Below are 22,760 nucleotides of genomic sequence, written 5' to 3' on the forward strand. Positions count from 1 at the left end.
CCACGGGTGGGTGCTGCGCTGATCAGTGGTGGAGCGGCCCTGGAGCCTGACTAGTTGGCGCCCTGATCCCCCTAAGTCCTCGTGATTCCCCGCACGATCTGGCACCGTTCTGGCACGACCTCTTCGTCCGCTTCTAGCAGTACAGGGCAGTGCCTGGCCGTACGATGCGCAGGCTGGGCAGTGTCCACGCGATGGGGGAGGGGCAATGAGGATCAAGGACTCGGAGTACCCGGCAGCGGTCGAAGCGGCCGTGGAGATCCTGCGGAAGCGGGCCCGGCAGGGTCAGACCATCTCGTACGGGAAGCTGAGCGTCGAGTTGGCGGCCGAGGGCTTCGACTCCATCCCGCCCTACCGCGGAGTCATGACCTACCTGCTCAAGGATGTCTGTCTCCACCGCAATGAAGACGGACGAGCACCGATGCTCTCGGCGATCGTGGTGAACAAGTCCAGCCGGGAGCCTTCTGAGCAGTTCTCCGGCCTCGCCCGAAGCCTGCCCTTCTCCCGGCCAGCCAACTGGAGCTGGCGGGACGAGCAGCGGCGGGTGTTCGCTCAGCACCGCGAGGAATGACGTCGGCCCTCGACGACCGCTTCTGGTGCGACGGCCGGACGTGGATGCTGGCGTACGCCCCGTCCGGCGTCGTTGATGTCAGCCGTGGATGTCGGAAGCCTTCTGATCCGTAGCTCTAGCGGGAACGCTCAGCGGGGGTCATTCCAGCCCGAGCCGGGCCGCTCTGTGGTGCTACCGGTCAGGAGCGGTCGCTGCGGTTGCGGTGCAAGGCTGCTGGACCGCGTGCCCTACAGGGTCTCCTCAAGGAGCTTGGGGAATCGCGTGTCGAGGTCGAGCTCAGTGAACATCCCGATCCCCCGCCCAGTGAAGACCATCGCCGACAGGTCCGCAGCCTCGCCCAGCACGGAGTCGGCCTGAAGGACAAAGATGAAGTCCTCCTCGGAGGTCGGGAGGGTCCGGGGAAGGGTGACAAGCCCCTGTTCGCGCAACGCCTTGACGATCTCGGCGTTGAGCTCCGAACTGAGGCGCATCCTCGTAGGCGCCGCGTACTTCTTGATGAAGCGCATCGACACGCGCTTGATGCCGTGGTCTACCTCTACTGCGTGAGCAAGCACCGTAAAGTCCATGGCCGGACACTACAGAGTAAGTAACCGAGTTATCAGGAGAGTTACGAAATCGACGCCAGCCGGGTACCACCATCCTCGGCGCACTACCTGCCTGTCGACCGGGCCCGGCTCGGGGCAGAGGATCTGCCCCGAGACCCGCTTAAACGAGGAGGCGTGGAAACCCGCTCTGGCCTCGGCCGGAGTGATCCCGGTCCCCGCGGCTGGCTCGCCGCACGCCGAGTCACGCGAGAACGGCATGCATGCGATGCGGCACTTCTATGCGTCGGTGCTGCTGGACGCAGGAGAGAACATCAAGGCCCTCGCCGAGTACCTCGGGCACTCCGACCCTGGCCTGACGCTGCAGGTGTACGCGCACCTCATGCCCTCCAGCCAGGAGCGCACCAGCAGAGCCGTGTCCGACGTCTATGTGAACCGTCTTGCTCTCGAGCGGTAAGAGAAGCAAGTGGTCCGGCAGGATGCTCGGACCTGGTCGCTTCGGGGAGGGAACCAATGGACTCGACGGATGGCGTCATCAATCTGATTCACCTGGCCGACAGGCCTGGCACCAGCGGACAAAGTGTCTCCGTGCGCATTCTGGGTCGCTATCAACCGGGAATTCTGACCGGCCACGACTTCCTCGACTGCGAGATCGTCATCAACGCGGAATCCGTCCATGGCAACTTCGCAGTGACCCTTCTACCTGAGGACCTTGAGGACTGGGAGGACTCCTTGGCGACCCTGGAGTCCGGCCGGTTCGCCGTGTGGCTGGTATCCGGGCGGACTCCTTCGATGAAGTTCGAGCCTGACGCGGGTGGCGGGCTCTGGGTGTCCGTGCACGACGGGCCGTCGTCCGGAGTCACTGTCAAAGTCCCGTTGTTCGTGTCACCGACCTGGGTCACCGAGCAGCAGGATCTGCTCGACCAGGCCCGCGAGGTCTACCCCCGCGAGGTCGTCGAGACATCACCCGGCGCCTACGAGTGGCGGCGTGCTCGCAAGGTCTGACGGCCCGATCAACGCAGCTGACGGCCCACAGACGGCCCAGCCCCACCCAAAAGCCCCCGCCCTGCGAGAAAACCGCAGGTCGGGGGCTTGTCGGTGTCGCGTTACTTCTTCTTGCCCTGGTTCTTCACGGCCTCGATCGCGGCCTTCGCCGCGTCCGGGTCGAGGTAGGTGCCGCCCGGCTTGAGGGGGCGGAAGTCGGCGTCGAGCTCGTAGGCGAGCGGGATGCCGGTCGGGATGTTGAGGCCCGAGATGGCGTCGTCGGAGATGCCGTCCAGGTGCTTCACCAGGCCGCGGAGGCTGTTGCCGTGGGCGGCGACCAGGACGGTCTTGCCGTCGAGGAGGTCCGGGACGATGCCGTCGTACCAGTACGGCAGCATGCGGGTGACGACGTCCTTGAGGCACTCCGTGCGCGGGCGCAGCTCCGGCGGGATCGACGCGTAGCGCGGGTCGGCGCTCTGCGAGAACTCGGTGCCGTCCTCGAGGACGGGCGGCGGGGTGTCGTACGAACGGCGCCAGAGCATGAACTGCTCCTCGCCGAACTCGGCCAGCGTCTGGGCCTTGTCCTTGCCCTGGAGGGCGCCGTAGTGACGCTCGTTCAGGCGCCACGAGCGGTGCACGGGGATCCAGTGGCGGTCCGCGGCCTCCAGCCCGAGCTGGGCGGTGCGGATCGCGCGCTTCTGCAGGGAGGTGTGCACGACGTCGGGGAGCAGGCCGGCGTCCTTGAGCAGCTCACCGCCGCGGACCGCCTCCTTCTCGCCCTTGTCGGTGAGGTCTACGTCCACCCATCCGGTGAACAGGTTCTTCGCGTTCCACTCGCTCTCGCCGTGGCGGAGGAGGATCAGCTTGTACGGTGCGTCGGCCATGGGTCCGAGCGTAATCGAACCCGTGCGCCCGCCGCGCGATCGGCCACAGGGCGGACGGAGGGCGGGCCGTCGAACAGGGGGTGGACGGGCGGCATCAATCGAGTGGCGGTCCGCAGCGACGGTTACGTAAGGTTCGGAGTGCCGTCGGGCCGCTTACAGGTCAAGGTGGCATCCCATTCGCGTACGTCCCTAGGAAGCCCCATGCCTGTCGCCGGTCTGAAGAAGGCGGCACACCAGACCGTCGCGGGTCTCCCCAGGGAGTTCTGGTGGCTGTGGACGAGCACGCTGGTCAACCGCCTCGGGGCCTTCGTCGCCACCTTCATGGCGCTCTATCTGACCCTTGACCGGGGCTATTCGGCCTCGTACGCCGGTCTCGTCGCATCGCTCCACGGGCTCGGCGGGGTCGTCTCCTCGCTCGGTGCCGGGGTGATGACGGACCGGCTCGGGCGCCGTCCGACCATGCTGATCGCGCAGCTCTCCACGGCGGTGTCCGTGGCGGTGCTCGGTTTCATGGTCCATCCGGTGGCGATCGCGGGTGTGGCCTTCGTCGTGGGGATGGCGAGCAACGCCTCCCGTCCGGCGGTGCAGGCGATGATGGCCGACATCGTGCGCCCCGAGGACAGGGTCAGGGCGTTCTCGCTCAACTACTGGGCCGTCAACCTGGGGTTCGCGGTCTCGTCGGCGGGCGCCGGTTTCGTCGCGGAGTACAGCTACCTTGCCGGTTTCATGTGCGAGGCGGCCCTCACCCTCCTCTGCGCCGTCGTGGTCTTCCTCAAGGTGCCGGAGTCCCGTCCCGAGGCCGCTCCCAGGGCCTCAGGGGCCGAGGCCCCCGACGACGTGCGGCTGAGCACCGTACTGCGTGACGGGCGGTACATGGGGGTCGTCGGGCTGTCGTTCCTGGTCGCGCTGATCTTCCAGCAGGGCTACGTCGGTCTGCCGGTGGCCATGGGCGCGGACGGGCTGTCCAGCTCGGAGTTCGGAACCGCCATCGCCGTCAACGGCGTGCTGATCGTCGTCCTGCAGATCCCCGTCACCCGTTTCATCCAGCACCGCGACCCGCGCAGGCTGCTGATCCTGTCGTCGCTGGTGGCGGGCTACGGCTTCGGGCTGACGGCCTTCGCCGGGTCGGTCGGGGCGTACGCGCTGACCGTGTGCATCTGGACCCTCGCGGAGATCGTCAACGCGCCGACGCAGACGGGCATCGTCGTGCAGCTGGCACCCGCGCACGGGCGGGGCCGCTACCAGGGCATGTACACGATGTCCTGGTCGGTGGCGGCGCTGATCGCACCGCTGATGTCGGGCTTCGTGATCGACCACTACGGTGCCGGCTGGCTCTGGGGCACCTGCGCGGTGCTGGGCACGGTGACGGCGTTCGGCTACTGGCTGCTGATGCGGAACCTCGACGGGCGGGGCGGCCATGAGCAGAAGCCCGGGCCGCAGCAGGGGCCGGTGCCCCAGGCGTCCCTCGCCCAGCCGGAGGAACCGCAGCCGCTGCCTGTGGTGCCGGTCGCGACGCAGACGCCCGTGGTGGACCTGACGGAGACCGGGCCCGCGGCCTGAGGTACGCGACGCCGCGGTGCCGTACGGCGACGGAGTGTCCGCCGTACGGCACCGAGCGACCGGAGGACCTGGCTCAGCCGCCGCACCGGCAGGACGCGCCGGACCGGCATCCGCACCCGCAGCCCGATCCGCACGCGCGGCTCGATCGCAGCCGCCGGCCCCGGGGACGGACAGGCGCACCCCCTCCGCAGGCCGATCACCGACGGCGCATCGACAGCGAGTCGACAGCGAGTCGACAGCGAGTCGACGGCGCATCGACGGCGCACGAACGCGGAAACGGGCGTACCGGCACCGCGACAGCCGCGCCCCCACAGCCGCCTGTGCCGGCCACGCCCCCCTGTGCCGGCCACCTCCCTGCGCCGGAAACGCCCCCCGCGCCGGTCGGCCGCTACGCCCCTTCGACGGGTGTCGCCGCCTGGATCTCGTCCGCGTGCTCGCCCGTGACCAGGTACACGACGCGCTTGGCGACCGAGACCGCGTGGTCGGCGAACCGCTCGTAGTAGCGGCCGAGCAGGGTGACGTCGACGGCGGTCTCGATGCCGTGCTTCCAGCGGTCGTCCATCAGGTGCTGGAAGAGCGTGCGGTGCAGGAGGTCCATCTCGTCGTCGTCCTGCTCCAGCTGGAGCGCCAGGTCGACGTCCTTGGTGATGATCACCTCGGCTGCCTTGGCCATGAGCCGCTGGGCCAGCTGCCCCATCTCGAGGATGGTGGCGTGCAGGTCGTGCGGCACCGCCGACTCGGGGAAACGCAGCCGCGCCAGCTTGGCGACGTGCTGGGCGAGGTCGCCCGAGCGCTCCAGGTCGGCGCTCATCCGCAGCGAGGTGACCACGATCCGCAGATCGGTGGCGACCGGCTGCTGGCGGGCCAGCAGCGCGATGGCGCGGGCCTCCAGGTCGTGCTGCAGGTCGTCGACCTTCTGGTCCGCGGCGATCACGCTCTCGGCGAGCTTGAGATCGGCGTCCAGCATGGAGGTCGTCGCCCGTCCTATCGCCGAGCCGACCAGCCGGGCCATCTCGACCAGGCCCTCGCCGATCGAATCGAGTTCCTCGTGATAAGCGTCGCGCATGGAAGTCCCTCTCCAGATCCTTACTGAGGCCGGGGTCCGGTGCCGACCCCCACGCTGCCACGGTGCGGCCCCAACGCGTCGGGATCCGTCCGACTAAGTGAACCGACACTTTCCCCTTGGTGAACTCTGGGCGACGAGTGTTCGAGATTGCACCCGGATGGCTGGGAGAGCGTCGGCGCGCCCGCATAACCTTGAGACATGGACGTGAACGCGGCGGTCGCCGCAGCTGCCGCGATCGCCGGTCTCTGCACCGGTGTGATCGCCATGCTGGCGTTCCGCTGGAGCGAACGCGAGCAGAAGCGCCCCACGCGTACGTCCCTGCGGCCCGACGGCAACGCGGTGCTTCCCCCGGGGGTCGACACGGTCCTCTCCGTGCTCAGCTCCTCCGCCGTCGTGCTCGACGAGAGCGACAGCGTGGTCAAGGCCAGCTCGGCCGCCTACGCGCTCGGCCTGGTCCGGGGCGGACGTCTGGCGGTCGAGCCGATGCTCCACATGGCCAGGGACACCCGGCGTGACGGCGAGATACGGCAGGTCGAGCTCGACCTGCCCCGCCGCGGCACGGGCCGAGGAGAGGCGCTCGCGGTGTCCGCCCGGGTCGCACCGCTGGGCTCCCGCCTGGTCCTGCTCCTGGTGGAGGACCTCACGGAGGCCCGCCGCATAGAGGCGGTACGGCGCGACTTCGTCGCCAACGTCAGCCATGAGCTCAAGACACCCGTCGGCGCGCTCTCCCTGCTCTCCGAGGCAGTCATGGACGCCTCGGACGACCCGGAGGCGGTGCAGCGGTTCGCCGGCCGCATGGAGATCGAGGCGACCAGGCTCACCAACCTGGTGCAGGAGATCATCGACCTCTCGCGGGTGCAGAACGACGACCCGCTGGAGGACGCGGAACCGGTCCGGGTGCAGCAGCTGGTCGAGGAGGCCATCGACCGGTGCCGCCAGCAGGCCGGTTCCAAGCAGATCACCATGGCGTCCGGCGGCGCTCCGGACCTCAGCGTCTGGGGGAACCGCAGCCAGCTCGCGGCCGCGCTCGGCAATCTCGTGGAGAACGCCGTCAACTACAGTCCCGCCCGCACACGGGTCGGCATCGCCGCCCGGAAGGTGGCCGCGCAGGGCGGGAACCTCATCGAGATAGCCGTGACCGACCAGGGCCTCGGCATCTCCGAGAAGGACCGCGAGCGTGTCTTCGAGCGGTTCTACCGCGTCGACCCGGCCCGTTCACGGGCCACCGGTGGCACCGGTCTCGGCCTCGCCATCGTCAAGCATGTGGCCGCCTCGCACGGCGGGGAGGTCACCGTGTGGAGCTCGGAGGGACAGGGCTCCACCTTCACCCTGCGGCTGCCCGAAACGGGTACCGCACGGGGGCGTACCACCGGCCGGTCCCTCCTCGTCGACGGAGCTGTCGACGCGGACGGGCCGTACGAGACCGACTCCCTTGAATCACTTCCTGCCCCGGAGGCTCTTCCGTGACCCGAGTGCTTGTCGTCGAGGATGAGGAATCCTTCAGCGACGCCCTGTCCTACATGCTGCGCAAGGAGGGATTCGAGGTGGCCATCGCGGCCACCGGTCCGGACGGCCTCGACGAGTTCGAGCGCAACGGCGCCGACCTCGTGCTGCTCGACCTGATGCTCCCGGGACTTCCCGGCACCGAGGTCTGCCGGCAGCTGCGTGTCAGGTCCAACGTCCCGGTGATCATGGTCACCGCCAAGGACAGCGAGATCGACAAGGTCGTCGGCCTGGAGATAGGAGCCGACGACTACGTGACCAAGCCGTTCTCCTCACGGGAACTGGTGGCCCGCATCCGTGCGGTGCTGCGCCGCCGGGGAGAGCCCGAGGAGGTCACCCCGGCGGCCCTGGAAGCCGGACCGGTGCGGATGGACGTGGACCGCCACGTCGTCACCGTGTCCGGGGGCAAGGTCGATCTCCCGCTGAAGGAGTTCGACCTGCTGGAGATGCTGCTGCGCAACGCGGGCCGGGTGCTCACCCGCATGCAGCTGATCGACCGGGTCTGGGGCGCGGACTACGTCGGCGACACCAAGACCCTCGACGTCCACGTCAAGCGGCTCCGGGCCAAGATCGAGCCCGACCCCGGCGCCCCGCGCTACCTGGTGACGGTGCGTGGCCTGGGCTACAAGTTCGAGCCGTAGACCCGGGGGCGAAGCGCCGCGTGGGGGTGTCTCCGAAGCCGGAGACACCCCCACGCGTGCGTGGTCATCGGGATACCGGCCGGACCGGTCACCGGAAACCGATCGGATCAGTCACCGGATACCGACCGGACCGGTCACCGGACACCAGCCGGATCGGTGACCGGACGCCGATCCGACACCGACCGGATCAGTGACCGGCGTCCGCGCCGTCCGCGGCCGCAGAGTCGTCCGTGGGGGAGGCGGAGTCGGTCGGCGTGGCCGAGGGGCTCCCGGACTCCTCGCCGGGCGCCTGCGACTCCCCGCCGGGGGTCTCGGACGCGGAGTCCGAGGGGGTGGGCTTCGCCGACGGCACGGAGCTCGGGCCGAAGTGCTCGAAGAAGCTGGTCGCCGGGACCACCGAGGCGCCGAGCGCGATGTCGCCCGTCTCGCTGAAGGTGAAGGCGACGGTCTGCACGTCGCCGTTCTTCCCCGCCTCGCTGCCGTTCTCGATCACGGCCGAGGCGTTGTTCTTCCCGCCGATGACGACGCGGCCGCCTGCCGGGACCACGAGCGGTCCCGAGCCCTTGGCGGGCTTCAGCTCCACGGTCGCCCCGGTGCCCGGCAGCGAGATCTTCTCGACGATCTCGCGCTTGGCGCCGTCGTTGAAGAGGGTGGCGGCGATGACCGCCGGGCCCTCGGCGCCGGGCTCGGGCTGGGTGATGATGTTCAGGTTCTGGATCTTGATGGAGTCGACAGTGGTGGCTGCGTTGTCCGGCCTGACCTGAAGGGTCTGTGCGTCGTTGCCCGCACCGCACGCGGAGAGGGCGGCGATCGAGAACACGATGGCAGTGGCGGCGAAGGCGCCGTGTCGAAGGCTGCGGCTCACGGCGGCGGCAACTCCTTGAACGTTCGGACTGCGGACTTCGGACTCTGCGGACAGGAAGGCCCGAGCGGCCGTAAAGCCGCCCTAAGCGTGTGTCAGCGGCCTCAGGTTACCGAGCCGCGCTCCAGGGTCCGCACCCGACCCGCCCCTGCGGCGGTCCGGCGTCCGCGCCCCGCCACCGTGATCCGGGCCGCGGAGGGATTCGGGGCGGCGCGCGCGAAAACGGGGACCGGCGGTGCCTTGAACGGCGGATGATCGATTTCCTCGCGGGTGGCGCATTTCCCGCGCATAATCCGGCCGCCCAATCCGGTGGACCCGGGCCGTTGATCAATTTCATTGACCACGGACGCTAAGAGCCGAACGAGTGATCCAGATCCGAACGGAGTACGGAAAGTTCACCGTTCAGAAACCGACAAAACGGGACTTTCGGCCTCTTCTGGAGGTCTTCCGACGTGTGTGACGCACACGTTTCAGCCCAGCCGCACTCGTGCTCCGACCTGCGAATATCGCCTTCCGCAAGCCTCTCGCAGCACGTCCGTGTTGCAGTTGTCAAGCCCCGAGATATGCCCTGACCTGCGAAAACGCCATTCAGGAGAACCAGTTCTCGTGTTACTCTTGATAGCCACGGAAGGGGTACCTGTCACATGACGTTCAAGGTTGGCGACACCGTGGTCTATCCCCATCACGGGGCCGCGCTGATCGAGGCTATCGAAACTCGTCAGATCAAAGGCGTGGACAAGACCTACTTGGTGCTCAAGGTCGCCCAGGGCGACTTGACGGTTCGTGTGCCGGCGGACAATGCGGAGTTCGTCGGTGTGCGTGACGTGGTCGGGCAGGAAGGGCTGGACCGGGTCTTCGAGGTGCTGCGCGCACCGTACGCCGAAGAGCCGACCAACTGGTCCAGGCGCTACAAGGCGAATCTCGAGAAGCTCGCCTCGGGCGATGTCATCAAGGTCGCGGAAGTGGTGCGTGACCTGTGGCGTCGTGAGCGTGAGCGCGGACTCTCCGCAGGTGAGAAGCGCATGCTCGCCAAGGCCCGCCAGATCCTGGTGAGCGAGCTCGCCCTCGCGGAGAACACGAACGAGGACAAGGCCGAGGCCCTGCTCGACGAGGTCCTCGCGTCCTGAACCGGTCCACACCGGTCGACCGGATGACGCCGGCGAACTGAATCCGGTCGCACGACAACATGCCGCGGTGCCCGCTGACATCCGTCCTCACGGAGAGTCGTCGGGCGCTGCGGCATGTTCGGGTACGACATGACATGCTCGCATCCGAAATCGGCCCGTCCGCCCGCAATGGATCCGCCGGGGGAGCGGCCCGTACGCATCGGTGCCCACTCCTCCGTCGTCTTCCCCCGGCCCCGCCGCCGCTCGTCCTGCCAGGGGTCACGGAAGGGGTCCTGGTCAGGTCGAGGCGTCGCGCCCGTACCTCCCCCCAACCTATGGCCGGGGGGCACGCCCAGGCCATACCCACGTACGCCCCGGAAACAAACCTGCAGAAACTTCGGAGTGCTACCGATGTCATCGATGTCACCGCCGCCCGCCGGACCGAGCCCTTCCCGTACCGCGGCGGTCATCCCCGCGGCGGGCCGTGGCGTCCGGCTCGGCCCGGGCGCCCCCAAGGCGCTGCGTGCGCTCGGCGGCACGCCCATGCTGATCCACGCCGTACGGGCCATGGCGGCGTCCCGTGCCGTCTCCCTCGTCGTGGTGGTCGCGCCGCCCGACGGTGCCGCCGAGGTGAGGAACCTCATCGACGGCCACGCCCTGCCGGAGCGCACCGACTACGTCGTCGTGCCCGGCGGTGCGACACGCCAGGAGTCCGTGCGGCTGGGTGTGGAGGCGCTGCCGGGTGACGTCTCCGTCGTGCTGGTGCACGACGCGGCGCGGCCCCTCGTGCCCGTGGACACCGTGGACGCCGTCGTCGAGGCGGTGCGCGAGGGAGCTCCCGCGGTGGTGCCCGCGCTGCCCCTCGCCGACACCGTCAAGGAGGTCGAGCCGGGTGAGCCGGGCGCACCCGAGTCGGTGCTCGCCACCCCGGTGCGGGCGCGGCTGCGTGCCGTACAGACGCCGCAGGGGTTCGACCGGGACACGCTGGTGCGTGCGCACGGGAGTGTCGCCGTCGACGGTGAGGGCGCGACCGACGACGCGGGAATGGTCGAGCGGCTGGGATCGCCCGTCGTGGTGGTGCCCGGTCATGAGGAGGCGTTCAAGGTGACCCGGCCCCTGGATCTGGTCCTGGCGGAGGCCGTGCTCGCGCGCAGGAGGGCGAACGATGGATTCTGAGGCAGTAGGCGGAGTGGGGCAGCCGGTGCCGCTGATCCCGCTCGTCGGTATCGGGACGGACATCCACGCCTTCGAGGAGGGCCGCGAACTCTGGTGCGCCGGCCTCCTGTGGGAGGGCGAGGGCCCCGGCCTGGCCGGGCACTCCGACGCCGACGTGGTGGCCCATGCCGCCTGCAACGCGCTGTTCTCGGCCGCCGGACTCGGTGACCTGGGGCAGCACTTCGGCACCGGCCGCCCCGAGTGGTCCGGCGCCTCGGGCGTCACCCTGCTGACCGAGGCGGCGCGGATCGTACGGTCCGAGGGCTTCGGGATCGGCAATGTGGCCGTGCAGGTCGTCGGCCTGCGCCCGAAGATCGGCAAGCGGCGCGACGAGGCCCAGAAGGTGCTGTCGGCGGCGGTGGGCGCCCCGGTGTCGCTCTCGGCGGCCACGTCGGACGGGCTCGGCTTCACCGGCAGGGGCGAGGGGATCGCCGGCATCGCGACCGCGCTGGTCTACCGGACCGAGGCCTGACGGGAGAGCCGCGCCACACGAGGCGGGCCGTCCGCGCCGGATGCGGCGGGCCCCCTGTGCCGTGCCCGATGCCAGGGCGCCGGCGGCCCGGCCGTGGTCCATCGCCCCGGTGGCCCGGCGGGCGGGGCCCCGCACCCTTGTTGCACATCACTCGCACGTACGCTGTTTCCGCAAGGAGAGTGCCGTACGGGTCGAGTGTGAGGGTGAGTGCCAGTGGTGAGGGCGACCGCCGGGGTGGCGATGCCGACGGCCGACGTGGACGGTTACGTCCTGCGGACCGCCACCGCGCAGGACGTCGGTGGAGCCAGGGCCGTGATGCTGGACACCGTCTACGGAGATCTGCGCTCGGGCTACGTGCCCCGCTGGCACGGCGACATCATCGACATCGAGGGCGCCTATCTCCGCCCCGGGCGCTGCACCCTGATGGTCGCCGCCCTGGGGGACGAGATCGTGGCGACCGGTGCCGTGCGGGACCGGGGGCCGCAGGCTCCGCCCAATCCCCGGTGGGTCGCGGACCGCTTCCCGTCCGGCTCGACGGCCCAGCTCTGCCGGATCTACGTACGCCCCGGCCATCGCAGGCACGGTCTGGCCAGGAGGCTGGTCCGGGAGCTCGGCGCGTTCGCCGCGCGGGCGGGCGGCTACACCTCGCTCTACCTGCACACCGACCCCGCCGTGCCGGGTGCCGAGCCGTTCTGGCGGTCGCTCGCCCGTGAGGTCTGCGACGAACGTGAACTGCCGGGGGGTGGTCAGGGCATCATCCACTTCGAGCTTCCGATGCCCGGCCACGGGGATCCCTCGGCCCCCATTTTCAGATGATAATCATTTCCATATAGGGTCGCCGTCATGCCTACGTCTCGAAGCCGCCGCTCCCGGCTGCCGGTCATCGCCGTCTCTCTCGCCCTTCCGCTGGCCGCCTGCTCGGCATCAGACGGCTCGGGGGCCTCCGGCGACGCGCAGCGGCTCCGGGTCGTCATGGCGTTCCCGCCGGCCCAGGCCATGTCCCCCTACGGGGACGACGCGGTCACCCTCAGCCGGCTCTCCGTCGTCGAGGGCCTCACCGGCCTGGACGAGAACGGCGCGGCGAAGCCGGCCCTCGCCACGTCCTGGAAGCAGAGCGGCCCCACCACCTGGAACTTCACCCTCCGCGACGGGGCCGTCTTCCAGGACGGCACGAAGGTCGACGCCCCATCGGTGGTCCGCTCCCTGACCGCCGCGGCCAAGGCATCCCCGCTGCCCCGGGCGCTCTCCGGCACCACCCTCCGGGCCACCGCCACGAGCGGCAGCACCGTACGCGTCGTCACCGGTGAGGCGGACCCGCTGCTGCCGCAGCGGCTCGCCAACCCGTCGCTCACGATCCTCTCCGCCGGGGCCTACCGGAACGGCAAGGTGAACCCCGCCGGGCACGCCACCGGCCCGTTCACCCTGACCCGCCTCAAGGGCGCCGTCTCCGCCACCCTCGAACGCAACCCGGACTACTGGGGAACCGAGGCCAGGTCCCCGGGCGTCGACGTCACCTTCGCCGCGGACGGGACCGCCCGCGCCAACGCCCTGCGGACCAAGGCCGTCGACGTCGCGGAGTACGTACCGATCGCACAGGCCTCGCTGCTCGGGGACTCGTACGTCCACGAGTTCCCCTCCGCCCGGACCAACGGCCTCTCCCTCAACACCCGGCGCGGAGTCTTCGCCGACCCGGCCATGCGCGCCGCCGCGCGTGAGGCCGTCGACTCGAAGAGCCTGGTCGACGGTGTGTACGAGGGCCGCGCCGACACCGCGCAGGGGCTCTTCGGCCCCGGCATCCCCTGGGCCGCCGGCCTGCGGACCGACCCCGCCGGCCGGACCCCGGCCGCGAGCCGGGCGAAGGTGTCCGGGACGAAGGAGATCGTCCTCGCCACCTACACCAACCGGCCCGAGCTCCCCGAGGTCGCGACGCTCGTCCAGCAGCAGCTGGAGAAGAAGGGCTTCACCGTCCGGCAGGTCGTCCGCGACTACGCGCAGATGGAGGCCGACGCGCTGGAGGGCAGGTACGACGCCTTCATCCAGGCGCGCAACACCCTGCTGGACACCGCCGATCCGGTCTCCTACCTCGCCTCCGACTTCACCTGTGACGGCAGCTCCAACATCTCCCAGCTCTGTGACGAGAAGGTCGACGCGGCCGTGGCCGACGCCGCCTCGCGCACCGGTCTCGACGCCCGGCACCGCGCGGAGATGACCGCGGAGGCCGCGGTGCTCGGGACCGACGCCCTGGTGCCGCTCGTCCACGAGCGCTTCGTCCAGGGCTACGACGACGCACGCGTCGAGGGCGTGGCCCTCGACCCGATGGAACGCGCCCTCATCACCGCCGACACCCGCGTCGGGTGACCACGTGAAGTACCTGGCCGGCCGGCTGGGCGCGCTGCTCGCCGTCGTCGCGGTGATCGGCCTGCTGCCCCGGCTCACCCGCACCGACCCGGCGCTGACGATCCTTCACGCCCGCTACGCGGACCGCCCGCCCACTCCGGACGTGCTCGACGCGATCCGGGCCGACACGGGGCTCGACGGCGGCCCGCTGCACGTCCTCGGCGACTGGGCCTCCGGGCTGCTCCGCGGCGACCTGGGGGAGTCCTGGGTGTCCGGGCAGCCGGTCGGCCCGGACGTGACGTCCGCACTCGGCGTCTCCCTCACCCTCATGGGCGCCGCACTCCTCGTCGCGGTCCTCCTGGCGCTCGCCCTGGCCGCCGGCACCCTCCGCACAGGTGCCCGGCGGCAGCTCGGCACCACCCGGGCGGGCGTCGTCGCCGCCGCACTCGCCGCGCTGCCGGAGTTCCTCCTGGCCGCCGTACTGGCCACGGTCCTCGCCGTGCAGCTGGGATGGCTCCCCGCGCTCGGCTGGGGAGGGCCCGCGGAGATCGTCCTGCCCGCCGTCGCCATGGGGATCCCCGCCGGAGCCCTCCTCGGACGAATCCTCGACGACGCCCTGCCCGCCGCGTTCGCCGAACCCTGGGCCCGGGCCGCCACGGCCCACGGGATGCGCCCCCGGCGGATCGCCGCGCACGCGCTGCGCCGCACCCTGCCCGCGCTGCTGCCCCAGATCGGGTTCGCCGTCGTCGGCCTCACCGGAGGCGCGGTCGCAGTGGAGACGCTCTACGCGATACCCGGCCTCGGAGGCACCGCCCTGGCCGCCGCCCTGGCCCAGGACCTGCCCGTACTCCAGGCCTGCGTACTGCTCCTGCTGCTCCTCGGCGTCGCCGCGGGGCTCGCCGCCCGGCTCGGCTCCCGGGCCCTGCTCGGGCCGGCCCGCACGGACGGCGCCCTGCCCCCGCTCGTCACCCCGTCCCTGCCGGCCCGTCGCGCGGTCGCCGTCGGCGCGGGAGTCCTGGCCCTGCTCCTGCTCGCCGTGATCGTGGCCGGATGCCTGCGCGACCCCCTGCACACGGACACCGCGGTCCGCCTCGCCGCGCCCTCACCGGCCCACCCGCTGGGCACCGACTCCCTGGGCCGCGACCTCCTCGCCCGCCTCGGCCGCGGGGCGGCCACCACCGTGCTCACGGCGGTCGCGGTCAGCGCCGTCACCCTGGTGCTGGGGCTGCTCGCGGGGTTCGCACGCGCCGGAGCCCTCACCGAGACCGCCAACGCACTGCCCGCCGTCCTGGCCGGCCTCCTCGTCGCCGGCGTCGCCGGACCCGGCGCCTGGGGCGCGGCGGCCGCCGTCGCCGTCGTCGCCTGGGCACCGCTCGCCGCCCACACCTCCGCGCTGTACACCCAGGAGCGCGCCGCCCCGCACCTCGCCGTGGCCCGCTCCCTCGGTGCCGGTCCCTGGCACCGGACGCGCCGGCACGTCCTGCCCGGTGTCGTCCCGCCGGTGGTGCGCCACGCCGTCCTGCGGGTGCCCGCGATCGCCCTGGCACTCGCCTCGCTCGGCTTCCTCGGCCTGGGCACACCCGCCCCCGCCCCCGAGTGGGGCCGCATGCTGTCGGAGAACATGCCGTACGCGGAACGCGCCCCCTGGGCCGTCCTCGCCCCCTCCGCCGCGCTCGCCGCCCTCGGCGTACTCGCGGTGCTCACCTCGGCGGCCGTACGCGGCAGGAGACGCGGGTGACGGCGCCGCCCGGCGTCCAGCCCGTCACCGGAGCGGGCCTCAGGCCCTACATCCGGCTCCTGACCGCCACCCAGTTCGCCTTCAACACCGGCTTCTACGCCGTCCTGCCCTATCTGGCGGCCCACCTCGGCGACGGACTCGGCATGGCGGGCTGGCTCATCGGACTCGTACTCGGCCTGCGCACCTTCAGCCAGCAGGGCCTCTTCGTCGTCGGCGGGGCGCTCACCGACCGCTACGGCCCCCGGCCCGTCGTCCTCGCCGGCTGCGTCCTGCGCGTCGCGGGCTTCTGCTGGCTCGCCCTGGCGGCCACCACACCGGCGGTGATCGGGGCCGTCCTCCTCATCGGCTTCGCCGCCGCCCTCTTCTCACCCGCCGTCGAGTCCGAGACGGCCAGGAGCGCCGTCGCGTACGAGCGGGAGACCGGGTCGCCGCGCGCCCAGGTGCTGGCGGTGTTCTCCGCCGCCGGACAGGCGGGCGCGTTCCTCGGCCCGCTGCTGGGAAGCCTGCTGCTGCTCCTGGGCGGCGGGTTCCGGACCGCCTGCCTCACGGGTGCTCTGGTCTTCGTCGGCGTGCTGGCGGGGCACGCCCGCCTCATGCCCAGCCGGCCGCCAGGTGAACGCAAGTCGCCGACGGGAGCGGCGAACATCCGGGGCGTCCTGCTGCACAGGCCGTTCCTGCTGCTCTGCGCCGTCCACAGCACCTACCTCGTCTCCTACAACCAGCTCTATCTCGCACTGCCCGAGGAGGTGGAGCGGGCGACCGGCTCCCAGGCCGCTCTCGGCGGGCTCTTCGCGCTCTCCTCGCTCCTCGTGGTCGTCGCACAGCTTCCGCTGACCCGCTGGTCGGCGCGGCGCATCGCGCCCCGCACGGCCCTGACCACGGGCCTCGGGCTCGTCGCGGCCGGCTCCGCCGCGGTACCGCTGCTCCCGGGCGGCCCCGCCGGTCTGCTCCCCGCCGCCGCCTTCGTCCTCCTCCTCACGCTCGGCCAGATGCTGCTGGGCCCGGCCGTGCGAGGGCTCGTCCCCGACCTGGTGGACGACCGCCGCCTCGGGCTCGCCACCGGCGCCCTCTCCTCGGTCTCCGGCCTCGCCGTCCTCGTGGGCAGCGCAGCGACCGGAACGCTCCTCGGCGCACCGGACACGGTCATGTGGACGGTCCTCGCCGCGATCCCCCTGGCCGGTGCCGCACTCGCCCTGGGGACGGCCGGCGGCCGGCGTGCCGCCGAGGCCACCGGCTGAGGGGCGCGCGACACGGCAGCCGCGATCGCACCCGCTGCCGGAACGGCCGTACGCGCCCGGTGTGTCGGCTGTGCCCGGTGTGTCGCACCCCGCCGCGCGGCCCTGCGGAGCCGGGCACCGACCGCCCCGCAGCACGCGACATGCCTATGTCGTGACACGTTTTCCACAGGGGGCGCGGGGCACTGGTGCGGGCCCACTACCCTTGAGGGGTGACTATTCGCCTGCACGACACCAACGCCCGGCAGATCCGTGACTTCGTCCCGCTCACAGCGGGCTGTGTCTCGATCTACCTCTGTGGCGCGACGGTCCAGGCAGCCCCGCACATCGGGCACATCAGGTCCGGTCTGAGCTTCGACATCATGCGCCGCTGGTTCGAATACCGCGGCTACGACGTCACGTTCATCCGCAACGTCACCGACATCGACGACAAGATCATCAAGAAGTCCGCCGAGCAGGGCCGCCCCTGGTGGGCCATCGGCTACGAGAACGAGCGCGCGTTCAACGCCGGCTACGACGCCCTGGGCTGCCTCCCGCCGACGTACGAGCCGCGCGCCACCGGGCACATCACCGAGATGGTCGAGATGATGCGCGGCCTGATCGAGCGCGGCCACGCCTACGAGGCCGACGGCAACGTCTACTTCGACGTCCGCTCGTACGAGGGATACCTCGAGCTCTCCAACCAGGAGCTGGACGATCTCCGTCAGCCCTCCGGCGACGGGGAGACGGGCAAGCGTGACAAGCGTGACTTCGCCATGTGGAAGGCCGCCAAGCCCGGCGAGCCCAGCTGGGAGACACCGTGGGGCCGCGGCCGCCCCGGCTGGCACCTGGAGTGCTCCGCGATGGCGCACAAGTACCTCGGCAGCGCCTTCGACATCCACGGCGGCGGCATCGACCTGATCTTCCCCCACCACGAGAACGAGATCGCCCAGGCCAAGGCCTTCGGCGACGAGTTCGCGAAGTACTGGGTGCACAACGGCTGGGTCACCCTGGCCGGCGAGAAGATGTCGAAGTCCCTCGGCAACAGCGTGCTGGTCGCGGACATGGTCCAGCGCTGGCGCCCCATCGTCCTGAGGTACTACCTCGGCACCCCGCACTACCGGTCCATGATCGAGTACAGCGAGGAGGCCCTGCGCGAGGCCGAGTCCGCCTTCGCGCGGATCGAGGGCTTCGTCCAGCGCGTGGTCGAGAAGGCCGGCGGCCCGGTGGAGCCCGCCGCCGAGGTCCCGCTGGCCTTCGCCGAGGCGATGGACGACGACCTCGGTGTCCCGCAGGCGCTCGCGATCGTCCACACCACGGTCAGGCAGGGCAACTCCGCCCTCGCCGCGGACGACAAGGAAGCAGCCGTCGCCCGCCTCGCCGAGGTGCGCGCGATGCTCGGCGTCCTGGGCCTCGACCCGCTCGACCCGCACTGGGCGGGCGAGAGCGACCGCGGCGACGATCTGCACGGCGTCGTCGACACCCTCGTACGGCTCGTGCTCGACCAGCGCCAGTCGGCACGCGAGCGCAAGGACTGGCCCGCAGCCGACGCCATCCGCGACCAGCTGAACCAGTCCGGTCTCGTCATCGAGGACAGCCCCAGCGGGCCGCGGTGGACACTCGGACCGCGCTGAGCGGATGCGCACCATGCGTGAGCAGCGCAAATGTGCCGCCCGGCCCTCCGGGCGGCACACTTTCACTTGACGACGTTTTTCTGAAGCAACGAAACAGGTAGGTCATGGCCGGGAACAGCCAGCGCAGGAACCGCCGCACGTCCAACAAGAAGGGCATGCAGGTCGGCAGCGGTGGCCAGCGACGCCGTGGTCTCGAAGGCAAGGGACCGACGCCGCCCGCCTCCGCCCGTAAGGGACACAAGAAGAACAGGGTGGCGAACGCCCAGGCCCGGCAGGCCGCGGCCCGCCGTCCCGCGCCGCGCCGCGGTGGCGTCAAGGGCACGTCGGAGATGGTCGTCGGCCGCAACCCGGTCTTCGAGGCGCTGCGCGACGGCGTGCCCGCGACGACGCTCTACGTCCAGCAGTACATCGACAACGACGAGCGGGTCCGCGAAGCGCTCCAGCTCGCCGGTGAGCGCGGCAACATCAACCTGATGGAGGCCCCGCGCCCCGAGCTCGACCGGATGACGAACGGCCTGAACCACCAGGGCCTCGTCCTCCAGGTCCCGCCCTACGAGTACGCCCACCCCGAGGACCTCACCGCCGCCGCGTACGACAACGGCGAGGACCCGCTGATCGTCGCCCTCGACGGGGTCACCGACCCCCGGAACCTCGGCGCGATCGTCCGCTCCGTCTCCGCCTTCGGCGGTCACGGCGTGGTCGTCCCGGAGCGCCGTGCGGCCGGCATGACCGCCGGCGCGTGGAAGTCCTCGGCCGGCACCGCGGCGCGTACGCCCGTCTCCCGCGTCACCAACCTGACCCGGGCCCTCGAGGGCTACCAGAAGGCGGGCCTGACCGTCGTCGGTCTCGCCGCGGACGGCGAGCACACCGTCGAGGACCTCGAGGAGCTCGCGGGTCCTGTCGTCATCGTCATCGGCAGCGAGGGCAAGGGCCTCGGCCGTCTCGTCGGCGAGACCTGCGACTACCGGGTCCGGATCTCCATGCCGGGCGGCGCGGAGTCGCTGAACGCCGGTGTCGCCGCGGGCATCGTCCTCTACGAGGTGGCCCGCCGCCGCGCCTGACCCCCCTGGGGCCGGACGCCCGGGGAACCGGGACCCGGCCCCGGACCGCGCCACTCCGCCACTCCGGCCCCGGGGTCCCGAGGCTGCGGAGGCAGCGCTCCGGCTCCGGCCCGAGGACGGAGGCAGCGCTCCGGCCCGAGGCGGCATGCCGAGCTCCGCACCCACGGCTCCTGGTGCCCGTCCGAAGCGCGCACCAGCATCGGGCGGCACGAGAGCGGCCCGGTAGCAGCCCTCCCCGGCGGCGCGGGTCCAGCCCGGGGGCAGCCCTCCCGGGCGCCACGGGAGCCGACCGGGAACGGCACGGCAGCGGCTCCGGCGGCCTGTTGACGGGTCTCGGACACTCAGGTCCGTCAAGGCAGTGTCCTAATCACACATCACTCGGTTAGATGAGTGTGGACACCAGAACGCCTCGGTTCGACGACCAACCTCCCCTGAGCATGACGAAGGTGGACAGCGACCCCGCGCAGGTCATCGTCAGCCACGCCAGCTTCCGGGTGCAGCTCGCCCCGGGTCAGCGCACCCGTCTGCGCCCCGTGGGCTCCGCCGGACCGGTCAGGATCCCCGCCATGGGCGGCGCCGGCGGACGCCGGCGAGCTCCTGTCGTCTGGAGCGGCAGGTCCGAGCCGGGGGACCCCGGTGCGACCGGACTCCTGCAGGCCGTACGGAACTCCACCGCCGGCCACCTCGACGCCCGCCCCGGCGGGGCCTACGACGACGCGGGCGGCGGCACCCAGGTCATCCCGCGCCTCGACGACGAGACCCAGCCCACCCCCGTGTTCCCCTCCCCGCACCAGCCGGGAGGCGGCCGCGGCGGGCCGCTGCTGCCGCCCATGCGGCAGGCCGTCGGCGCCTACGACTCCGTCGACACGCCGCCCCACGACGCGTACGACCTCACCGGCGGCGAAGGCCCCGAAGCCGACGGCCAGGACGGCGCGGCCGCCAGGGAGCGCCGGAACGCCGACACCGTGCGGCACGCCTACTACCCCGGTCGCCGGATGAACCTCGGCGTCGTCCTGCTCCCGCTCCGCGTGATCCTCGGCTTCCTGTCCATCTACGCGGGCATGGGCAAGCTCTGCGACCCGGCGTACTTCGACGGCGGCGACCGCGGCTCCATGGTCAAGTGGCTGACCTCGCTCCACCCCTGGGCCGCCGCCGAGCCGCTGCGCGACTTCGCGCTCGCCCACCCCGTCGCCTCGGGGCTCTGCGTCGCCTTCCTCCAGGTCGTCGTCGGCGTCCTCACCGTCCTCGGCCTGTGGCAGCGGGTCGCGGCCGCCTTCGGAGCGCTGCTCTCCGCGGCGCTCCTGGTGACGGTCAGCTGGCGGACCGCCGCGGCCTACGACACGCCCGACATCATCCTGCTGGCCGCCTGGAGCCCGCTCGTCATCGCCGGCGCCCCCGTCTACTCCCTCGACGGGCGACTCGCCGGGGAGGCCTGGCGCACGCTCGGCCCGCGCTCCGAGATCTGGGACCTCCGCCGCCGGGTGCTGCGCCGCGGCAGCGCGGTCGCGACCGTCGTGGTCGGTCTGACCCTGCTGGTGGGTTCCATGCTCGGCGGGGCGGTCCGCTCCACCGAGGTCGTCACCGTGCCGGGACCCGACACCTACCCGACGAACCAGCTGCCGGGGTCGCCGCTGGCCGGCGAGCCCAAGGACAAGAAGCGCAAGCCGTCCTCGACACCGGAGGGCCGTACGCCCGAGGTGGCGCCCTCCAGCGCCCCGGGCACCCCGTCGGCCGAGGAGTCCACGCCGGGCAGCGAGTCCTCCCGTGACTCCGGGCCCACGGCGGGCGCCGAAGCGGGCACGCCGAGCCAGACCCAGGGCACCGGGCAGGAGCCCCCGCAGGAGCCCGCCCCGCAGGAGCCTCCGACGGGTGACTCCGGTCCCAGCTCGTCCGGTTCGGCGGCCTCCGGCGGCTCCACCGGTGGGGCGGACGACGGTGGTTCGTCGGGCGGCTCCGACGGCGGTTCCTCCTCCGGCGGCCCGGGCCGGAACCCCATCGGCGGCCTGCTCGGCTGACCGCACCCGCCACACGCCGCGAGGGCGGCCACCGGATCCCGGTGGCCGCCCTCGCGTATGGCCGCCCTCGCGTATGGCCGCGCCGACGGCCGCATGAGGCGCGGGCCCCGGGCGCCCTCAGCGGCCCGTGTGGCCGCCCAGCTCCTTCGCGGCCTCCGTGAGGTCCTTCGCGGTGTCGATGGCCCGCCAGTACGCCCCGTGGGGCAGCGGGAAGCCGGCCAGTCGGCGCTCACGCGCCAGCCGGGGGAACGTGGTCCGTTCGTGGTCCCCCCGCTCCGGCAGCATCGCGGTGAACGCGGGCGCGAAGACGTAGACGCCGGCGTTGATCAGATACGGCGACGGGGGCGACTCGATGAAGTCGGTGATGTGCCCGAAGGCATCCGTCTCGACCGCACCCCACGGGATGCGCGGACGGGCCAGCGCCAGCGTCGCGGTCGCGTCCCGCTCGGCGTGGAAGGCCGCCATCTCCCGCAGCGAGAAGCGGGTCCAGATGTCGCCGTTGGTCGCGTACCAGGGCTCCGACGGATCGGGCAGCCGGGCCGCCGCATGGCGAAGACCGCCGCCCCGGCCCAAGGGCTCGGTCTCGACGACGGTCGTGACACGCAACGGAAGATCGACGGACTCCAGCCAGTCCCGCAGCACATCGGCGAGATGGCCGCACGAGATCACGGCGTCGGTGACGCCCTCGGCGGCCAGCCAGGACAGCTGATGGCCGATGATCGGCGTCCCGGTGCCCGGGATCTCGACCATCGGCTTGGGGCGGTCATCGGTGTACGGGCGCAGCCGCGAGCCCTGACCACCCGCCAGGATCACGGCCTGCGTCGGATACGTATGCATGCGAGGCACGATAAGCCGTGCCCCGGCGCACCCGGCTCAGCTGAACTGCGCGACGCCCGAGGCGAACGAGGTGTCGCAGACCGGGCGCGAGAAGCGGTGGGCGCGGGTCGGCCCGTACTGGTCGACGGCCGCCTTGCCGAGCGCCTTGGCGATCGACATGCAGTGCTTGGCCAGCGAGGGACGGCCCTCGACGGTGCGCTGGAGGTGCGTCAGCGCGACACCCGGGTCCTTCTCGCGGAGCTCCAGCAGGAGCTTGTCCCGCAGGATGTCCTGAGGTGCCTTGGCCTTCGCCTGCTTCGACACGGTCTCGGAGGCGGCGGTCAGCAACTGGGTCTCGGTGTCCTGCCCCGACCACTGCACGCGGGTGACCGCGAGGGTCCCGGACAGGACCATGACGACGGGCAGTACGAGGGCGAGGGTTCGGCCGATTCGGCGCGCGGTGTGGGTCACGCAGGCGAGCGTAGCGGGCAGTGATGACTCGGCGACATTTCGTCACCCCTGCGGGGGATGGTTCGAGTGGC

21 protein-coding genes and 1 pseudogene are annotated in these 22,760 nt (G+C 71.6%); 16 read left to right on the forward strand and 6 right to left on the reverse strand.

The window, feature by feature from the left end; translation table 11 throughout:
* Window positions 1–205: 205 nt before the first annotated feature.
* On the forward strand, window positions 206–568 hold the full coding sequence (locus tag ACFXOA_RS08575; protein WP_385024037.1) for a hypothetical protein: 363 nt from the start codon (window positions 206–208) through the stop codon (window positions 566–568).
* Between the two features lie 227 nt (window positions 569–795).
* Here ACFXOA_RS08575 and ACFXOA_RS08580 read toward each other — a convergent pair whose 3' ends face one another.
* Entirely contained in the window at window positions 796–1,134 is a 339-nt protein-coding gene (locus ACFXOA_RS08580) for a hypothetical protein (protein WP_385024039.1), read from the reverse strand.
* 97 nt (window positions 1,135–1,231) lie between these two features.
* On the opposite strand from ACFXOA_RS08580, the pseudogene ACFXOA_RS08585 reads away from it, so the two are divergent.
* Both ACFXOA_RS08585 and ACFXOA_RS08590 read left to right on the forward strand, forming a co-directional pair.
* Window positions 1,232–1,567, forward strand: a pseudogene (locus ACFXOA_RS08585) (tyrosine-type recombinase/integrase); the annotation flags it as partial.
* A gap of 56 nt (window positions 1,568–1,623) precedes the next feature.
* A complete protein-coding gene (locus ACFXOA_RS08590) occupies window positions 1,624–2,115 on the forward strand; it encodes a DUF5959 family protein (RefSeq protein ID WP_385024041.1) in 492 nt (163 codons plus the stop codon).
* A 101-nt stretch (window positions 2,116–2,216) separates the two neighbouring features.
* On the opposite strand, the gene ACFXOA_RS08595 is transcribed toward ACFXOA_RS08590, so the two are convergent.
* Window positions 2,217–2,978: a phosphoglyceromutase gene (locus tag ACFXOA_RS08595; protein WP_365520595.1), complete on the reverse strand. Its 762-nt coding sequence runs from the start codon at window positions 2,976–2,978 to the stop codon at window positions 2,217–2,219.
* A 201-nt stretch (window positions 2,979–3,179) separates the two neighbouring features.
* Between ACFXOA_RS08595 and ACFXOA_RS08600 the strand changes: the two genes are divergently transcribed.
* On the forward strand, window positions 3,180–4,538 hold the full coding sequence (locus ACFXOA_RS08600; RefSeq protein WP_385024043.1) for an MDR family MFS transporter: 1,359 nt from the start codon (window positions 3,180–3,182) through the stop codon (window positions 4,536–4,538).
* Window positions 4,539–4,926: 388 nt separating this feature from the next.
* Here the strand turns inward: ACFXOA_RS08600 and phoU are convergent, their stop codons facing one another.
* Window positions 4,927–5,604 carry a phosphate signaling complex protein PhoU gene (phoU, locus tag ACFXOA_RS08605; protein WP_361578410.1) on the reverse strand — a complete coding sequence of 226 codons (678 nt, stop codon included), beginning with the start codon at window positions 5,602–5,604 and terminating at the stop codon, window positions 4,927–4,929.
* A 198-nt stretch (window positions 5,605–5,802) separates the two neighbouring features.
* Between phoU and ACFXOA_RS08610 the strand changes: the two genes are divergently transcribed.
* Window positions 5,803–7,071, forward strand: a complete 1,269-nt coding sequence (locus ACFXOA_RS08610; protein WP_385024045.1) for a sensor histidine kinase — start codon at window positions 5,803–5,805, stop codon at window positions 7,069–7,071.
* The gene (locus tag ACFXOA_RS08615) at window positions 7,068–7,748 is read left to right on the forward strand and encodes a response regulator transcription factor (protein ID WP_014047499.1); all 681 of its coding nucleotides are present in this window, start codon (window positions 7,068–7,070) and stop codon (window positions 7,746–7,748) included. The genes ACFXOA_RS08610 and ACFXOA_RS08615 overlap by 4 nt, the downstream gene beginning before the upstream one ends.
* Before the next feature lie 187 nt (window positions 7,749–7,935).
* On the opposite strand, the gene ACFXOA_RS08620 is transcribed toward ACFXOA_RS08615, so the two are convergent.
* Window positions 7,936–8,613, reverse strand: a complete 678-nt coding sequence (locus ACFXOA_RS08620; RefSeq protein WP_385024048.1) for a DUF461 domain-containing protein — start codon at window positions 8,611–8,613, stop codon at window positions 7,936–7,938.
* Window positions 8,614–9,254: 641 nt separating this feature from the next.
* Here ACFXOA_RS08620 and ACFXOA_RS08625 point away from each other — a divergent pair.
* From ACFXOA_RS08625 to ACFXOA_RS08670, 10 genes are all read left to right on the forward strand, one after another.
* Window positions 9,255–9,737, forward strand: coding sequence for a CarD family transcriptional regulator (locus ACFXOA_RS08625; RefSeq protein WP_006380568.1), 483 nt, complete (start codon window positions 9,255–9,257; stop codon window positions 9,735–9,737).
* A gap of 390 nt (window positions 9,738–10,127) precedes the next feature.
* Window positions 10,128–10,892, forward strand: a complete 765-nt coding sequence (ispD, locus tag ACFXOA_RS08630; protein WP_385024050.1) for a 2-C-methyl-D-erythritol 4-phosphate cytidylyltransferase — start codon at window positions 10,128–10,130, stop codon at window positions 10,890–10,892.
* Window positions 10,882–11,403, forward strand: coding sequence for a 2-C-methyl-D-erythritol 2,4-cyclodiphosphate synthase (gene ispF, locus ACFXOA_RS08635; RefSeq protein WP_385024052.1), 522 nt, complete (start codon window positions 10,882–10,884; stop codon window positions 11,401–11,403). The genes ispD and ispF overlap by 11 nt, the downstream gene beginning before the upstream one ends.
* Before the next feature lie 240 nt (window positions 11,404–11,643).
* On the forward strand, window positions 11,644–12,219 hold the full coding sequence (locus ACFXOA_RS08640) for a GNAT family N-acetyltransferase (RefSeq protein WP_385024188.1): 576 nt from the start codon (window positions 11,644–11,646) through the stop codon (window positions 12,217–12,219).
* A 27-nt stretch (window positions 12,220–12,246) separates the two neighbouring features.
* Window positions 12,247–13,761, forward strand: coding sequence for an ABC transporter substrate-binding protein (locus tag ACFXOA_RS08645; RefSeq protein ID WP_385024054.1), 1,515 nt, complete (start codon window positions 12,247–12,249; stop codon window positions 13,759–13,761).
* A gap of 4 nt (window positions 13,762–13,765) precedes the next feature.
* Window positions 13,766–15,478 carry an ABC transporter permease subunit gene (locus tag ACFXOA_RS08650; RefSeq protein ID WP_385024056.1) on the forward strand — a complete coding sequence of 571 codons (1,713 nt, stop codon included), beginning with the start codon at window positions 13,766–13,768 and terminating at the stop codon, window positions 15,476–15,478.
* Window positions 15,475–16,716: an MFS transporter gene (locus ACFXOA_RS08655; protein ID WP_385024058.1), complete on the forward strand. Its 1,242-nt coding sequence runs from the start codon at window positions 15,475–15,477 to the stop codon at window positions 16,714–16,716. Before ACFXOA_RS08650 ends, ACFXOA_RS08655 begins: the two co-directional genes overlap by 4 nt.
* A gap of 209 nt (window positions 16,717–16,925) precedes the next feature.
* Window positions 16,926–18,326: a cysteine--tRNA ligase gene (cysS, locus tag ACFXOA_RS08660; protein ID WP_385024060.1), complete on the forward strand. Its 1,401-nt coding sequence runs from the start codon at window positions 16,926–16,928 to the stop codon at window positions 18,324–18,326.
* 104 nt (window positions 18,327–18,430) lie between these two features.
* The gene (rlmB, locus tag ACFXOA_RS08665; protein WP_385024062.1) at window positions 18,431–19,387 is read left to right on the forward strand and encodes a 23S rRNA (guanosine(2251)-2'-O)-methyltransferase RlmB; all 957 of its coding nucleotides are present in this window, start codon (window positions 18,431–18,433) and stop codon (window positions 19,385–19,387) included.
* Window positions 19,388–19,824: 437 nt separating this feature from the next.
* The gene (locus tag ACFXOA_RS08670) at window positions 19,825–21,402 is read left to right on the forward strand and encodes a DoxX family membrane protein (RefSeq protein WP_385024064.1); all 1,578 of its coding nucleotides are present in this window, start codon (window positions 19,825–19,827) and stop codon (window positions 21,400–21,402) included.
* 117 nt (window positions 21,403–21,519) lie between these two features.
* On the opposite strand, the gene ACFXOA_RS08675 is transcribed toward ACFXOA_RS08670, so the two are convergent.
* Entirely contained in the window at window positions 21,520–22,239 is a 720-nt protein-coding gene (locus tag ACFXOA_RS08675) for an NDP-sugar synthase (RefSeq protein WP_385024066.1), read from the reverse strand.
* 36 nt (window positions 22,240–22,275) lie between these two features.
* Complete coding sequence (locus ACFXOA_RS08680; protein ID WP_385024068.1) at window positions 22,276–22,689, reverse strand: hypothetical protein; 414 nt, start codon at window positions 22,687–22,689, stop codon at window positions 22,276–22,278.
* Between the last annotated feature and the right edge of the window lie 71 nt (window positions 22,690–22,760).

This window comes from Streptomyces sp. NPDC059166, from assembly GCF_042755185.1.
Lineage (GTDB): Bacteria > Actinomycetota > Actinomycetes > Streptomycetales > Streptomycetaceae > Streptomyces.

What these genes read in the sequence shown, in the direction of transcription:
- ACFXOA_RS08645 (WP_385024054.1), top strand. Translation starts at nt 12,247, where the DNA reads ATGCCTACGTCTCGAAGCCGCCGCTCCCGGCTGCCGGTCATCGCCGTC.
- ispF (WP_385024052.1), top strand. Translation starts at nt 10,882, where the DNA reads ATGGATTCTGAGGCAGTAGGCGGAGTGGGGCAGCCGGTGCCGCTGATC.
- ACFXOA_RS08640 (WP_385024188.1), top strand. Translation starts at nt 11,644, where the DNA reads ATGCCGACGGCCGACGTGGACGGTTACGTCCTGCGGACCGCCACCGCG.
- ACFXOA_RS08610 (WP_385024045.1), top strand. Translation starts at nt 5,803, where the DNA reads ATGGACGTGAACGCGGCGGTCGCCGCAGCTGCCGCGATCGCCGGTCTC.
- rlmB (WP_385024062.1), top strand. Translation starts at nt 18,431, where the DNA reads ATGGCCGGGAACAGCCAGCGCAGGAACCGCCGCACGTCCAACAAGAAG.
- phoU (WP_361578410.1), bottom strand. Translation starts at nt 5,604, where the DNA reads ATGCGCGACGCTTATCACGAGGAACTCGATTCGATCGGCGAGGGCCTG.
- ACFXOA_RS08575 (WP_385024037.1), top strand. Translation starts at nt 206, where the DNA reads ATGAGGATCAAGGACTCGGAGTACCCGGCAGCGGTCGAAGCGGCCGTG.
- ispD (WP_385024050.1), top strand. Translation starts at nt 10,128, where the DNA reads ATGTCATCGATGTCACCGCCGCCCGCCGGACCGAGCCCTTCCCGTACC.
- ACFXOA_RS08625 (WP_006380568.1), top strand. Translation starts at nt 9,255, where the DNA reads ATGACGTTCAAGGTTGGCGACACCGTGGTCTATCCCCATCACGGGGCC.
- ACFXOA_RS08675 (WP_385024066.1), bottom strand. Translation starts at nt 22,239, where the DNA reads ATGCATACGTATCCGACGCAGGCCGTGATCCTGGCGGGTGGTCAGGGC.
- ACFXOA_RS08595 (WP_365520595.1), bottom strand. Translation starts at nt 2,978, where the DNA reads ATGGCCGACGCACCGTACAAGCTGATCCTCCTCCGCCACGGCGAGAGC.
- ACFXOA_RS08580 (WP_385024039.1), bottom strand. Translation starts at nt 1,134, where the DNA reads ATGGACTTTACGGTGCTTGCTCACGCAGTAGAGGTAGACCACGGCATC.
- ACFXOA_RS08600 (WP_385024043.1), top strand. Translation starts at nt 3,180, where the DNA reads ATGCCTGTCGCCGGTCTGAAGAAGGCGGCACACCAGACCGTCGCGGGT.
- ACFXOA_RS08670 (WP_385024064.1), top strand. Translation starts at nt 19,825, where the DNA reads ATGACGAAGGTGGACAGCGACCCCGCGCAGGTCATCGTCAGCCACGCC.
- ACFXOA_RS08590 (WP_385024041.1), top strand. Translation starts at nt 1,624, where the DNA reads ATGGACTCGACGGATGGCGTCATCAATCTGATTCACCTGGCCGACAGG.